Annotated in this window: 10 protein-coding genes; 5 read left to right on the forward strand and 5 right to left on the reverse strand. The window is 70.6% G+C overall.

Annotated features, from left to right (window positions below):
• Window positions 1-4 precede the first annotated feature (4 nt).
• Complete coding sequence (locus ACIRDU_RS37520) at window positions 5-1,141, reverse strand: type III polyketide synthase (RefSeq protein WP_403588508.1); 1,137 nt, start codon at window positions 1,139-1,141, stop codon at window positions 5-7.
• A 46-nt stretch (window positions 1,142-1,187) separates the two neighbouring features.
• Between ACIRDU_RS37520 and ACIRDU_RS37525 the strand changes: the two genes are divergently transcribed.
• Complete coding sequence (locus ACIRDU_RS37525; protein WP_403588510.1) at window positions 1,188-2,048, forward strand: UbiA family prenyltransferase; 861 nt, start codon at window positions 1,188-1,190, stop codon at window positions 2,046-2,048.
• A gap of 32 nt (window positions 2,049-2,080) precedes the next feature.
• Here ACIRDU_RS37525 and ACIRDU_RS37530 read toward each other — a convergent pair whose 3' ends face one another.
• From ACIRDU_RS37530 to ACIRDU_RS37545, 4 genes are all read right to left on the reverse strand, one after another.
• Window positions 2,081-3,457 carry a glycoside hydrolase family 43 protein gene (locus ACIRDU_RS37530; protein WP_403588511.1) on the reverse strand — a complete coding sequence of 459 codons (1,377 nt, stop codon included), beginning with the start codon at window positions 3,455-3,457 and terminating at the stop codon, window positions 2,081-2,083.
• A 651-nt stretch (window positions 3,458-4,108) separates the two neighbouring features.
• Complete coding sequence (locus ACIRDU_RS37535; protein ID WP_403588512.1) at window positions 4,109-4,507, reverse strand: hypothetical protein; 399 nt, start codon at window positions 4,505-4,507, stop codon at window positions 4,109-4,111.
• 135 nt (window positions 4,508-4,642) lie between these two features.
• Window positions 4,643-5,587 (reverse strand): MIP/aquaporin family protein, encoded by a 945-nt coding sequence (locus tag ACIRDU_RS37540; protein WP_403588513.1) that lies wholly within the window; start codon window positions 5,585-5,587, stop codon window positions 4,643-4,645.
• Window positions 5,588-5,981: 394 nt separating this feature from the next.
• Window positions 5,982-9,635: a LamG-like jellyroll fold domain-containing protein gene (locus tag ACIRDU_RS37545; protein ID WP_403588515.1), complete on the reverse strand. Its 3,654-nt coding sequence runs from the start codon at window positions 9,633-9,635 to the stop codon at window positions 5,982-5,984.
• Window positions 9,636-10,001: 366 nt separating this feature from the next.
• Here ACIRDU_RS37545 and ACIRDU_RS37550 point away from each other — a divergent pair, with 366 nt between their 5' ends.
• From ACIRDU_RS37550 to ACIRDU_RS37565, 4 genes are all read left to right on the forward strand, one after another.
• Complete coding sequence (locus ACIRDU_RS37550; RefSeq protein ID WP_403588517.1) at window positions 10,002-11,024, forward strand: LacI family DNA-binding transcriptional regulator; 1,023 nt, start codon at window positions 10,002-10,004, stop codon at window positions 11,022-11,024.
• A 139-nt stretch (window positions 11,025-11,163) separates the two neighbouring features.
• On the forward strand, window positions 11,164-12,405 hold the full coding sequence (locus tag ACIRDU_RS37555) for an extracellular solute-binding protein (RefSeq protein ID WP_403588519.1): 1,242 nt from the start codon (window positions 11,164-11,166) through the stop codon (window positions 12,403-12,405).
• A gap of 10 nt (window positions 12,406-12,415) precedes the next feature.
• Window positions 12,416-13,399: a carbohydrate ABC transporter permease gene (locus ACIRDU_RS37560; RefSeq protein WP_403588521.1), complete on the forward strand. Its 984-nt coding sequence runs from the start codon at window positions 12,416-12,418 to the stop codon at window positions 13,397-13,399.
• Window positions 13,396-14,211: a carbohydrate ABC transporter permease gene (locus ACIRDU_RS37565; RefSeq protein ID WP_403588523.1), complete on the forward strand. Its 816-nt coding sequence runs from the start codon at window positions 13,396-13,398 to the stop codon at window positions 14,209-14,211. The genes ACIRDU_RS37560 and ACIRDU_RS37565 overlap by 4 nt, the downstream gene beginning before the upstream one ends.
• Window positions 14,212-14,223: the final 12 nt, after the last annotated feature.

The following is a 14,223-nucleotide window of genomic DNA, read 5'->3' on the forward strand; positions in this document are numbered from 1 at the left end:
GAGGTCACCAGCGCAGCAGGACGAGTTCGGAGCAGAATCCGGGCCCCATCGCCATGAGCAGGCCCCAGCTGCCGGGCGTGGGCCGGGCGGATTCGCGGATGGTCTGGAGGATGTGCAGGACGGAGACGGAGGACATGTTCCCCACGGCCGCCAGCGAGTTCCACGCGCTGGCCAGGGCGTTTCCCGGCAGGTCGAGGGTGTCTGCGACAGCCGAGAGCACCTTGGGTCCTCCCGGATGGCACACCCAGGTGCCGATGTCCTCGACGGTGAGGCCGTGATCGGCCAGGAAGCCGCGCAGGTGCCGGCCGAAGTGGCGTCGCACGATGCCGGGGATGCCGGAATCGATCACGACGCGAAACCCCGTGGTGCCGATGCTCCACCCGAGGAGCTGCTCCGTGTCCGGATACAGATGGCTGCGCGTGGCGACCACCGAGGGGCCGGTGCCGTCCGGCCCGGCGGATGTGCTGTTGCGCGCGACGAGTGCCGCGGCGCCGTCCCCGAACAGGGCGCCGGCCACGAGGTTGGCCTGGGAGTCGTCCTGCCGCTGGAGGGTCAGTGAGCACAGTTCGACGGTGAGCAGCACGGCCGTCCCGCCGGGATGCCCGCGCAGGTAGTCGTGCAGCCGGGCCAGACCGGCCGCGCCCGCCACACATCCCAGCCCGAACACCGGAACCCTCTTGACGTCGGACCGCAGCCCCAGGCGCCCGGCCAGCCGGGCGTCGAGCGAGGGGGCCGCGATGCCGGTGACGGAGGTGCACACCAGGAGATCGACATCGGCCGGTCCGAGTCCCGCTTCTTTCAGCGCGCCGGTGAGGGCCTCTTCGCCCAGCTCGAGTCCGGCCGCCATCCAGGCGTCGTTGGCCTGTCCGAAGTCGCGCAGAGCGGCGTACCGTTCGATCGGCAGGGCGAGGTGGCGGGCGCGGACGCCGGCGGAGGCGTGCAGGCGGCGCAGCAGGGCCCGGTCGGCCCCCGGAGCCAGGCACAGATCGCCGATCGACTCGGTGAGATCGTCCTGGGCGTATCGGTGCGCGGGCAGTGCGGTGCGGACCGCCGTGATGGTGGTCCCCTCGAGAGGCGGCGGCTTCTCGCGCAGTGCGCCGGGCGGGGCGTGGACGTCCTCGGCCGTCACAGGGACACGCATATCGATAGTGCCTCTCTCGCCCCATTTGTCCATTTAGTCTGCCTGTGTGTCTCTACACCCGCCGGAAGTCCTTCCCCGAGCGACACGCCGCGTCCCGGCGTTGTTGCGCTCCTGCCACCTGGAGCCCGCGCTCGCCGTGACGGTGTTCGCGACCGGGCTGGCCGTCGCGGCCGGCCGGGGCACGGCGGGTTCGGCGGCGGTGGCGGCCGCCGTGCTGGCGGGCCAGCTCTCGGTGGGCTGGTGCAACGACGCGGCCGACGCCCGGCGCGACGCGATCTGCGGGCGCCGGGACAAGCCGGTGGCCACCGGTGAACTCCCGCCCCGGGCCGTGGCCGTCGCGGCCGGGACGGCCCTCGGCCTGTGCGTGCCGCTGTCACTGCTGAGCGGCGCCGCGGCGGGAGCGGCACATGTCGGCATGGTGGCCACCGGCTGGAGCTACAACCTGCTGTTCAAGCGCACGGTGCTGTCCCCGCTGCCCTACGCGGTCGCCTTCGGCTCGCTGCCGGCGTTCGTCACCCTCGGCCTGCCCTCGCCGTCCTGGCCCGCCTGGTGGGCGGTGACGGCCGGGGCCCTGCTGGGGGTGGGGGCCCACCTGGTCAACGTGCTTCCGGACATCCAGGACGACCTCGCGACCGGTGTGCGCGGGCTGCCGCAGCGGCTGGGCCGCGGAGCCTGCCGGTGGCTGGCCCCGGCCGCGATGCTGGCCGCCGTGTGCGTGCTCGTCGGCGGCCCGCCCGGAGAAGCGCGGTGGCCGGGTCGGGCGCTGGCGGGGGCGGCCGCCGCCGTGGCGATCGCGGGCACGGCCCTGCCCTGCGACGTCCGCAGCCGGTGGCCGTTCCGGGCAGCTGTCGTCGTGGCGGGCATGGCTGTGGCCCAACTCCTGCTGCACGGCTCGGACATGACCTGAACGACCTGGTTCCGGTGTCTGCTGTGTTCCGCTCAGTAGCCGACGCGGAAGGTCGCGTCCTGCCGGTCGGTCGTCGTGGAGATCAGGTCGATGCGCAGCGCGTAGTCGGCGTGGCGGATGTAGCGGGTCGGGTTGTTGTGCGAGCGGAACGAGGACCAGCTCGCGTCCGCCAGGCCCGCCGTGCGGTGGAAGGTCGCGTCCGCGGCGAACGTCGACGTGCCGTCGTTGGCGTCGAGGCGGAGCGCGTAGTTGTAGTGCCGCAGGTAGCGGGTCGGGTAGTTGACGGACCGGAAGGAGACCCCCGCACTGTCGGCGAGTCCCGGGACCAGGGTCCACAGGGAGTCCTTGTACGGCTCGATCGGGTACTCGTCGATACGGCCCAGGTAGTCGGCGTGGCGGACGTAACGGGCCGGGAAGTTGTAGGACTTGAGCCGGTTCCAGGCCGGAGCGCCCCACTTCGCGAGCAGGTTGTCGTACTCGGCGGTGGTGATCGTCGCGATGCCGCAGTGCTTGGAGTTGACCGGCTGGGTGTAGCTCTTCTGGTCGAGGGCCGTCCAGGTGCCGGAGGCGAGGTTGCCTGACTGCCAGGCGTAGAAGACGCCATTGGGTGTGTAGGTGTCGCCCCACAGCCACCAGGTGCCGGACGTCAGGGACTTCACCAGGGTCGGTGCCTCGGTGCCGCCGTGCGCCACGCCGGTGCTGAACTCGGTGAAGCTGCCCGGGTTCAGGGAGGTGGATCTGGCGCCCACCAGCGTCTGGTTCTTCTTGAAGTAGAGGTAGTTGTAGCCGTTCACGCCGACGGCCATGTCGCCGTCGATGACGTCGTAGCCGGGGTCGAAGAAGACCTGCGGGGCGGAGGCGGTCACGAAGTCGGTCGTGTAGTTGACCATGATCACGTTGTGGCCGCTGGAGTTGACCGAGGAGTAGATCACCGCGTACTGCCGCCGGCCCGCGTCCCAGAACGCCTCCGGCGCCCAGCTGTGGGTGGCCATGTCGTGCAGTTTCAGCCGCCGGTAGCCGGTGAAGGTGCGCAGGTCGGCCGAGTCCCAGACGTGGATGTACTGGCTGTTGTAGTTCCAGTCGGTGCCCTTGAGGTCGGTGGCGAGCACGACGAACGTGCCGTCCTGCTTGCGCATCAGGAACGGATCGCGCAGCCCGAGCGCACCCGCGGTGGGGGTGACCAGGGGGTTGTTCTGGTTGAGGGGCGTCCAGTGGAGCCCGTCGGGGCTGACGGCGAGGTGCAGGCCGTAGTCCGTGCCGTCGCCGAGTTTGGTCGACTCCGTGAAGTAGACCATGGCGTACGCCGAATCGGCGGCGTGCGCGGTGCCGGTGCCGAGGGTCAGGGCGAGCGGCACGGCGGCGGTCATGCCGAGGAGACCGCGGCGGGAGAGGTGGGGGTTCGGGCTCATCTGTTTCTCCAAGGGGGGCGCGCGGGGGAGGGGCGAACCGCCGCTGCCTCGTGCGGGGTTCGGAAGGCCGATCAGGAGGAGCCGGGATGCGTGGCACGCACCCGCCGCGTGAGGCGTTGCGGAGCAGGCAGGAAAGGCATGGGCGGCTCGTCCTTCCAGCTGCCGGAGGGAGCTGTTCTTCACCGCGTCGATCGATATACCGAACGACGTTCGTGTTGCCGGATGGGACCGTAGGGGCCGCGCAGTACCACCGTCAATACTCGTGACGGGCCGTCCGCTTCAGGACGCACCGGATGCCGACGCCTCGGTGGGCAGCCGCCGAGCGGCGCCGGCTGACTGAGTGGGGCCTGCCGAAGAAGCCGTTGAAGCCGCTGCGGGGGCATGGGCCGACGAGGAGATCACAGAGACGGATCGCACCTGGGTGAAGGACCACCACGACGGCCCCGCCCTACTGCACAGGGTCGACCCCCGATGCGGCTTGACCGCCGACGACTTCGCCGCGCTGACGGCCTGGGGGACCGGCCTGGACTGATTCCGCACCTCTGGTCGCCAACCGCCTGCGACACCGCCCTGCCTGACAGCTTGCAGGCGTTCGGCGCGGCGTTGGGCAACTCGAACACCTGCCGCGCTCTGCGTGCCCGAGAGGGGCCCTCACGCGCCGGGACGGCCCTTGATCTGCATGCCGGGCCGGCGGCGGTGAACCGTCACGTACGACAGGCCGCTCTCGCCCGCGGTCACGCTGCGGACGCTGCCGTGCGGCAGCCAGACCAGGCTGCCGGACTCCACCCGGCTCGGCCCGGCCGTGGAGCCGAGAGTGCCGTCACCGGCGACGACCAGCAGCAGTACGTCGAGGTCGGGTTCGGCGTGGGCGTCGATGGACGTCCGGGGCGGGATGCGGATGAGGTTGGCGTCCAACTGCCGGCCGGGCTCGGCCAGTCGCCACAGGGCGCCGGTCGAGGCCGGGTCGGTCGCTGCGAGCGACTCGGTGTTGCACAGGATCCGAGGAACGGGAGCGTCGGCCGCGCCGGGCAGCTCCTCCGGGTCAGTCATGGACCGCTCCACCATCCGATACCGGCCTGCCCTGGGCCGGTTCACCCGTTCGGCAGGCGATCCGCACCGCTTGTGGGCGCGGATGCCCCGAGGAATCTGGCATCGGCTGTCTCCCCGGCCGTGGCCGCTGCTGGGTCACTCGTCGTCGGACGTGGTGGGGCGCGTCCGCCCGGGCTCCGGTTGCTCGCCCTGCTGTGCGCGGACGTGGAGCACGTCGCCGATGAACAGGTCGTACACCAGTACGCCGATCACGCCGCCGACGAGCGGCCCGACGATCGGGATCCACCAGTAGCTGCTGAACGCCCCGGACAAGCTGCCCGGAAACGCCAGGTCCTGCCATCCCGCCATCCAGGTGAACAGCCGCGGGCCGAAGTCACGGGCCGGGTTGATGGCGTACCCCGCGTTCGCCCCGAAGGACATGCCGATGGCCGCCACGACGAAACCGATGACCAGCGGGCCGAGGTTCGCCTTCACGGCCGTGTTGCGCAGGTCGATGATCGCCACCACCAGCATGACCAGGAAGGCGGTGCCGACGATCTGGTCGACCAGGGGGCCCCAGATCCCGCCGTTGAAGTACGGCGCCGGGAACGTGGCGAAGATCGAGAACGAGGCGAGGGTGTGCCCGTTCGTCTTGGGCCCCTGCATGGCGTCGTCGAAGGCGTTGATGGCGTCGTGGTACACGGCGTAGACCAGGGCGGCCCCGGCCAGGGCGCCGAGCACCTGGGCCACCCAGTAGGGCACCACCTTGACCCAGGGGAACTTGCGGCGGACGGCGAACGCCAGGGTCACCGCCGGGTTGATGTGCGCTCCGCTGACGCCGCCGGCCACATAGATGCCGAGGATCACGGCCATGGCCCAGCCCCAGGTGATCAGCAGCCAGTCCCCGGCACCGAGGAAGAAGACGGTGGGCCCCTCGGTGCGCCCCGAGCCGGGCAGCGCTGCCACGGTCATCGCCACCACGCCGCATCCGAAGGAGATGAGGACGAACGTCCCGACGAACTCCGCCAGGCACTCGCCCGCCAGCCCCGCGCGGCGTCTGAGCCGTGAGGGTTTCATCAGAGGCTTGATCTCCACTGCCATGTGATTTCTCCCTCGGGTCACTGCGCTCCCGGTTGACGCGCGGTCATCACGTCGTAACCCGGCGCGAGACTCGCGGCAACCGCAGGAGACCCACTGGCGGCTCGCTCGCCGTCCCTTCCGGACGTGCGGCGACGAGGATCCTCAGTCGCTCTCGGGCGTCCCGCCGGCGGGCCCGGTGTCGCCGGAGCCCAGCCGGACACGGCATTCCCCGGGCTCCGGCGCCAGGACCGCCTGGACACCGCTGACCTCGAGGGCGTCGAGGTAGCCGCGGCCTGCTGCGCTCCGATTCCCGCTCCCGCGGCGAGTTCCTCGCCCTGACGGGTGCGGCCTCGGCATAGCGGCGCGGCGCCCGGGACCGCCGAGGGGACGGGCCCGGGCGCCACGCGTCAGCGGTTCATCGCACCTCTCGCGCGTACGGCGCTACCGTGATCCGGTCGATCAGCGGTGCGTGACGGGAGCGGAGCAGCACGCCCGGGAAGGTGTCCGAGGCGTAGGTGGTGCCGTCGAAGTTCGGCAGCTCCTCGGAGCGGAAGCCGACCGTGTTCTTCCCCTTCTTCAGCTGCACCGGGACGGTGAGCTCCCAGAAGTTGTTCTGGTGGAAGCTGTGCGGGAAGCCGACCCGACGCGCCGTGCCGCCGTTGACACTGATGTCGGCGTGACGGGCGAGCGGGTCGGGGTTGTAGTGGGTGGCCTCGGACTGCTCCGGGTTGGAGTAGCGGATGCGCAGGGCGTACAGGCCGGCCCGGTCGGCCGTGACGGTGAACGTCGCGGTGTTGTCGTTGCCGGGGGCCCCGCCGATGCCCGTGATCGCCGTGCCGCCGGTGGCGAGGGAGAGCGGGGCGAGCGCGGCCGAGCCGGCCAGCGTGGCGTCCCCGGCCTCGTAGGTGCGCACCGGCAACGTGCCCTCGGTCGGTGTGACCGTGAGGCGGTCGACGAGGGTGGTGGAAGCGCCTCCCGTCACGGTCACCTTGTTGACACCGCCGGAGAGGGAGACCGCCGCACGGCTCCGGCCCTTGGCCAGGCGCAGGACGTCGTGGCCGTTCACGGAGAGCCGGGCGCCCGTGCCGGCGAGGGTGTCGACCTCCAGCGTGGCCTCGCGGTCGGCCGGCGAGTAGACCCAGAACGTCGCGCTCTGGCCCTTCGCGAGGCGGACCGCGCCCGAGCCGGTGGCCGCCGGCTTCGGAAGGTCGTAGACCGGACGCGCCCCGCCGGCCGGCCAGGCCAGCTCACCCTCGTACACCTGCGTGTCCGCCGAAGCGCGGGGGAGCGAGAGGGTGAGACGGTCGACGATGGCGTCCCCCTTCGTGGCGCGCTTGCCGTCGGCGCTCTTCGCGGCCAGCGTCAGGGTGTGCTTGCCCTTGGTCAGCTCGACCGTGGTGTCGGTGTGGTCCCAGACGACCCACTTGTAGCCGAGCGGCAGGTGCAGTTCCTGCTCGCTGCCGGCCTTGCCGTCCACGCGCAGGAAGACGTTGGTGGGGCCCTGCTCTTTGACCTTGTCGAAGGTGTTGAGGGAGTTGGCGAAGACGCTCAGGTCGTAGCTGCCGTCCTCGGGCACGTCCACGGTGAAGTCGAGTGCGACGTCCGAGCCGGTGCGCAGCCCGCCGACGTCGTAGCCGCCGGAGGTGTAGAACTTCGACACGTCACGCGGCGAGCCCTCCGGGCCGTTCTTCGACCAGCCGGAGCCGGTGTGCGCGGCGTCCTCCGCCTCGTACGAGGACTGCCAGCGCACCGGCGGGGACTGCGTGCCCTTCGCCTCGCCGGCCGGGCTGAGGACGACCTCGTAGGCCGAGGACTCCTTGAGCTTCGGCAGGGCCCCGTCGCCGAAGTCGAGGACGACCGTGCCGTCGTCACCGACCTTCAGGTCGGTCTCGGCGAGGAGTTTCGGGCCGGACGAGTCGCCGACCTGCCCGCTCCACTCGATCTCCCGCACCCAGGCGTGCACGCGCGTGCCGAAGACCTTCTTCGGGACGCCCGCGAAGGTGATGTGCCCCTTGCCGGTGGAGCCGCCGAAGAGCAACCGGGACTGCTTCCTCTTCTCGTCGAGGGTGGCGACGCCCTGCATGGTGTAGTTCTCGCCGGGGAACGGCGGGGTCACCTTCACGGTGTGGCCGCTCATCGAGGCGTACGAGTTGAGCAGCCACCACTGGCCGTTGCCCCGATTGGACTGCACCGCGGAGTCGGACAGGTTGCCGTCGATGTTCCAGTACGCGATGTCGGCGTCGACCTTGGACTCCTCGATCGCGGACACCCACTGGATCATCTGGCCGGGCACGGAGGTGTGGTAGTTGAAGGCGTACTCGTTGATGTTGATGGGGAGTTGGGTGCCTTCCCGGTCGGTGCCCTTGAACAGGTCCTTCTCCCAGGCCCGGTACTTGGCGACGCTCTGGCGCACCGCCTCCGGGTGGCTCAGTTCGTGCCAGGTGATGACCTGCGGAAGGGTGCCGGCGGTCAGGGTGTGGCTGAGGAAGCCCTTCACCTGGTCGTAGAGGACGCTGGTGTTGGGCCCGGCGATGCGCGCGTCGGGCATCTTGCCCTTGATGAGCTTGTACGCGTCGTCCCAGGCGGCGAAGAAGGCGTCGGGGTCGTTGAGCCAGCTGACCTTGTCGTAGCTCCACTCGCCGGTGCCGAACATGTTGCCCTCGGGCTCGTTGAACGGCACGAAGACGATGTTGTCCCGGTACTGCTCCGGCAGCTTCAGCACCTGGTCGACCTGCTCGGCGATCTTCTCCTTGTAGAGCTTGATCTTCTCCGCGGGTGTGTCGCCCGGCCACTGGTAGGGGAAGCCGCGGTGGATGTCGGTCATGTAGATGTACACATCACCGTCGGTGGAGTCGGCCAGCGGCTCGACCACCTCCAGGGCGTCGGCGCCGGGGTGTTGCGGGCCGTCCTGCGCCTTGGTGGAGACCGTGCGCAGGCCCATGCCCTCCATGAGGTTGTTGGTGGGGACGTCCGGCCCGTACACGCCGTAGAGGGTGCCGGAGGCGCCGCCGTGGAACGCGCCGGTGTTCGAGCCGAGGTCGACGGTGAGCTGCCCCTCGCGGACCACGGTGACGGTGGCCTTCACCGCCTGCCCGGCCGCGGTCCCGGCGACCGGGAAGGTGCCCGGCGCGGCGTACTTGCCGGAGGGGACGGCGTCCCAGGTGACGGGGGTGTCCCGGTCGTAGCCGTCGGAGAAGGAGGAGCGGACGGCGGCGGGCAGGGACGGGGCGGTCCCGGTGGTGGTTCGGACGTCGAAGGACGTCCGTGAGAGCTCCTGGACGGTCGGCACGGCACCGACCGTACCGGCCACCTGCTCGGGGCTCAGTGCCGCGTGCCACACGGTGAAGTCGTCGATCGCGCCCTTGAGCAGCGGGTCCGGGTAGAGGGACTTGCCGATGTAGCCGGCGGCGGTGGCCGAACCGTCCAGCAGGTCCCCGGCCTTGATGCCGGTCGCGGAGGAGGAGACCGCCACGCCGTCGAGGTAGGTGGTGAGCCGGCCGGCGGCGGTGTCGAGGGTGACGGTGACCGTCCGCCACTCGTTCGCGGGCAGGCTCGCGTAGCCGCGGACCTGGGTCTCCGCGCCTCCGCCGCCGGTGGTCACGGAGGTCTGGAACAGTCCGCTGCCGTTGTAGGGAGTGCTGAAGAGGTACTTGGTGGTGTCCGTGCCCAGGTCGAAGATCCGCTGCCAGGGCGACTTGTCACCGCTCCATTTCACGCGGGCGGAGACGGTCAGGTCGGTCGTCCCGGCGAGCACTTGGCGGGGGAGGCGGACGTACGCGCCGTCGGAGGCCGGCGCGCCGCCGGGCAGGGACAGCGCCTTGCCTCCGGCCGTGCCGTCGACCGAACCGGCGGTGGAGCCGTTCACGAGCGTCGCCGTCAGGCCGTTGCCCGAGCTGTCCGTGATCTTCCCGGAGGCCAGGTCGTCCTGGTCGAAGGAGTAGTGGGCGGCGGGCCGGGGTGCCTCGGCGGCCTGCGCGGGGGCGGCCGGTGCGGCCAGCAGGCCCGCCCCGATGGTCAGCGCCACGGCGGCCGGGGCCCGGCGCCGCGTGAATCTGTCAGCGGATGGCATGGATGGCGTCCTCAGTCGTCGTGTCGTCGCTTCGACGAGCAGTGGTTGTGGTCGGCCCGCCGGTCGCACCTGTCGAACCGGTTCGATTCAGGGGGTGCGAAGGAGCAGGGGGCATGTGTCGAGTGGCGGGTACGGCGGCTCCGCGGATGGGGGCATGAGGGTCTGCCCCGCCGCTGCCTGAAGGGAACGCTGTGTCGAACCGGTTCGCGAAGCTAGCACCGGGACTTCCGGCCAGCAATCCCTGCGACACGAGCATTTCGACGGGACAGCCGATTGAGCAGGGAGATGCGGTCCGGGTGTTGACAGGAGTCCGGGCAGTTCCTACGTTCCTGCCAAGCGAACCGGTTCGACGAGCTAGGAGTTGCCGTGAACATCGGTGAGATCGCCAAGCGTGCCGGTGTCTCGCGCAGCACCGTGTCCTACGCGCTGAGCGGCAAGCGCCCGGTCTCGGAGGACACCCGCCGGAAGATCCAGCAGGTCGTCGACGAGCTGGGCTACCAGCCCAGCGCCAGCGCCCGCGCCCTGGCCAACGGGCGGACCAGCACGATCGGCCTCGTCTTCCCGCCGGCCGGAAACCACTACACCGGAATGCAGCTGGACTTCATCGGCAGTGTCGTGGAGGCCGCCGCGGCCTACGACTACGACGTGCTGCTGTCACCCAGCGGCGTGGACAGCGACCGCTCGTTCCAGCGGCTGCTGGGGGAGCGGCGGGTCGACGGCGCCATCCTGATGGAGATCAGGCTGGAGGACGACCGGGTCGAGCACCTGGCCGAGCTGGACTTCCCGGCGGTCGCCATCGGCCGCACCGCCCATCCGGAGAGCGGCTGGTGGGTGAGTCTTGACCACACGGCGCTGGCGGCGGCGTGCGTCCACCATCTCGCGGACCTGGGCCACCGCAGAGTCGCCTTCGTCAACCGGCCGGAGCAGCTGCTGAAGGCCGGATACGAGTCGGCGCACCGGGGCCTGGACGGCTTCACCAAGGCCGCGGCCGAGCGCGGGCTGACGGTGCGGACGTACTGCTGCGGGGACGACGCCGCCTCGGGCCAGGCCTGCCTGGAGCGGATCCTGCGCGACGACCCGGAGACCACCGCCCTGGTCACGCTGAACGAGGCCGCGCTGGGCGGCCTGTACCGGGGGCTGGCCCGGGCCGGCCGCCATGTGCCGCGCGACTTCTCCGTCACCGGAGTGGTGGCGAGCCGGTGGGCGGAGACGGTCACCCCGCAGCTCACCGCGGCGGACGTACCGGCGGAGGACATGGGCCGGCGCGCCGTCGAACTGCTGGTGGAGCGGCTCGACCAGCCCGGCGCCCCCGCCCGGCACCACCTGCTGACACCCCCCATCTCGCTGCGGGCCAGTACCGGGCCCGCCGCCGGCACCCCGCGGCCCTGACCCTGGCCCCCTGACCCGCTGCTTCCTCTCCCACCTCCTCCGAGCACGCCATCCCCCTCACCGCCTCCCTCCGGCATGCCCGCTTCCCCCACATCGCCCCTGCCACGGCACCCCTGTGCCAAGAACGAAGGAACCCGCGATGCACAGCTCCTCCAGGCGGCGCCTCGCCGCAGTGGCCCTGTCGACCGTCCTCGCCGCCGCCGGCACGGCCTGCTCCTCCGGTTCGGGCAGCACCGGCACGAAGGGCGCGGACAGCGGCACGTACACCATCTGGGACCCCTACCCGCAGTTCGCCAAGGGCTCGGCGTGGGTGAAGCTGCTGGACGCCTGCGGCGCCAAGGCCGGCGTGAAGGTCAAGCGGACCGGCTTCGACACCAGCGACCTCGCCAACAAGACGCTGCTGGCGGCCCAGCAGGGCAACTCCCCGGACATTCTCATCGTCGACAACCCGGTGGTGTCGACCCTCGCCGAGGCGGGCGTCCTCACCACGACCGACGACAACAAGCTCGACACCTCCGCCGTGGACCCCAACCTCCTCGCCGCAGGCCAGTCGGGAGGCAAGACCTACGGCACCCCCATCGGCGCCAACACCCTCGCGCTCTACTACAACAAGAAGGTCCTGAAGGAGGCCGGCGTCGACATCGCCTCCGTGAAGGACTGGAAGTCGCTGACGGCAGCCCTGGACAAGGTCGAGAAGGCCGGCAAGAAGGGCATCACCTTCTCCGCGATCGGCACCGAGGAGGGCAGCTTCCAGTTCCTGCCGTGGTTCTGGGGCTCCGGCGCGAAGCTGACCGAGCTCGACTCCGCCCAGGCCGTCTCCGCGCTGTCCCTGTGGAAGGACTGGCTGGCCAAGGGGTACGCCCCCAACTCCGTGCTCAACAACACCCAGACCACCAGCTGGCAGGAGTTCGCGACCGGCGACTACGCGTTCGCGGAGAACGGCACCTGGCAGCTCGCGGCGGCCAAGAAGGCGGGCTTCGACTACGGCGTCCTGCCCGTCCCCGCCTCCGGCGGAGGTGCCGCCGCCGCCCCGACCGGCGGCGAGTTCGTCACCGTCCCCGTCCAGAGCGACACCGCCCGCTACGCCACCACGAACAAGCTCACCACCTGCCTGACCAGCACGACCAACCTGTACGACACCGACACCACCCTCTCCTACGTCGCGCCCACCGAAGAGGTCCGGAGGAAGCAGGTGGCGGCCGACCCCGCACTCAAGCCGTGGGTCGACGCGGTCAAGGCGGCCAAGGGCCGCACCAGCGACGACCTGGGCACCAAGTACCCCAAGATCTCCGAGCAGATGTGGAAGGCCGTGCAGTCCGCGCTCAGCGGATCCAAGTCGCCCGAGGACGCGCTGAGTTCCGCGCAGGCCGCGGTCAAGTGACGTGGGCCCGATGAAGCAGACGATCCATCCGCCGGACCACCGCGCCGTGCGGCTCCGGAACGGGGCGGCCCACGCCGCCCCGCCCCCGGACCGCACCACGAAACGCCGCCGGACCACCTCCCCGCAGTGGGCCGCCTGGGCCTTCCTCGCCCCCGTGACCCTCTACCTCGCCCTCTTCTACGCCTATCCGCTCTACCGCAACCTCGACCTGAGCCTGCGCGACTACACCGTCCGCTCCTTCGTCCAGGGCGACGCGCCGTTCACCGGCCTGCAGAACTACCAGAAGGTCTTCGACGACCCGACCTTCGCTCCGGCCCTGCTCCACACCGTGCTCTTCACGGGCGTGTGCCTGGCCTTCCAGTACGCCATCGGCCTGGCCCTCGCGGTCTTCTTCAACCAGCACTTCCGGCTCTCGGCGACCCTGCGGGCCCTGTTCCTCGTCCCCTGGCTGCTGCCCCTGATCGTGTCGGCCTCCACCTGGTCGTGGATGCTCAACAGCGACTCCGGCATCGTCAACGCGGCGCTGCACGCCGTCGGCCTCGACCCCGTCAACTGGCTGACGTCGCCCTCCTGGTCGCTCACCTCGGTGATCATCGCGAACATCTGGATCGGCGTCCCGTTCAACCTGGTCGTGCTCTACAGCGGCCTGCAGTCCATCCCGTCCGGCCTGTACGAGGCGGCCGCCCTCGACGGAGCGGGGGCCTGGCGCCGCTTCTGGAGCATCACCTTCCCGCTGCTGCGCCCCGTCTCCGCGATCACCCTGCTCCTCGGGCTGGTCTACACACTCAAGGTCTTCGACATCATCTGGATCATGACGAAGGGCGGCCCGGCGGACTCGTCCACGACCTTCGCCACCTGGTCCTACCAGCTCGGCTTCGGCAACCTGCTGCCCGCCTTCGGCCCGGGCGCGGCCGTCGGCAACCTGCTCGTGGTCGCCGCCCTCGTCTTCGGCCTCGTCCATGTCCGGGTCCAGCGAAAGCAGGCGTTGTCATGAGCCGACGCACCTGGGGAAAGACGACCGTCGGCGTCCTGCTGACCGCGATCATGCTCTTCCCGGTCTACTGGATGCTGAACGTGTCCTTCACCCGCGACCAGGACATGCGCAAGTCCCCGCCCGGCCTGTTCCCCGTCCACGGCACCCTGGCCGGCTACCGCACCGTCCTGGACGAACAGTTGCCCTACCTCGGCACCAGCCTGGTCATCGGCCTGGGCACCGTCGTCCTGACCGTGGCCCTGTCCGCACCGGCCGGCTACGCCCTGGCCAAACTGCGCCCGCGCGGCGGGGGAGTGCTGAGCTTCCTCCTCCTCGCCGCGCAGATGATCCCCGGCATCATCATGGCGATGGGCTTCTACGCCATCTACCTCCAGCTCGGCCTGCTCCAGTCCGTCCCCGGGCTGATCGTCGCCGACTCCACCCTGGCCGTCCCCTTCGCGGTGCTCATCTTCACCGCGTTCATGTCCGGCATCCCCGGCGAACTGCTCCAGGCGGCCCGGACGGACGGCGCCGGCCCGGTGCGCACCTTCTGGTCGATCGTCCTGCCGATGAGCCGCAACGCCGTCGTCACGGTGTCGCTCTTCGCGTTCCTGTGGTCCTGGTCCGACTTCGTCTTCGCCGGCACCCTCGTCAACGGCGGGGCGCACGAGCCGATCACCCTCGGCATTTACCACTACATCGGCAACAACAACCAGGAGTGGAACGCCATCATGGCCACCGCCGTCGTGGCCTCGCTGCCCGCCGCGGTGATCCTCGTCCTGGCCCAGCGCTACGTCGCCGCCGGCGTGACGGCCGGCGCGGTCAAGGACTGACCTCCCCCTGCT

Source organism: Streptomyces sp. NPDC093598 (genome assembly GCF_044764825.1).
Lineage (GTDB): Bacteria > Actinomycetota > Actinomycetes > Streptomycetales > Streptomycetaceae > Streptomyces.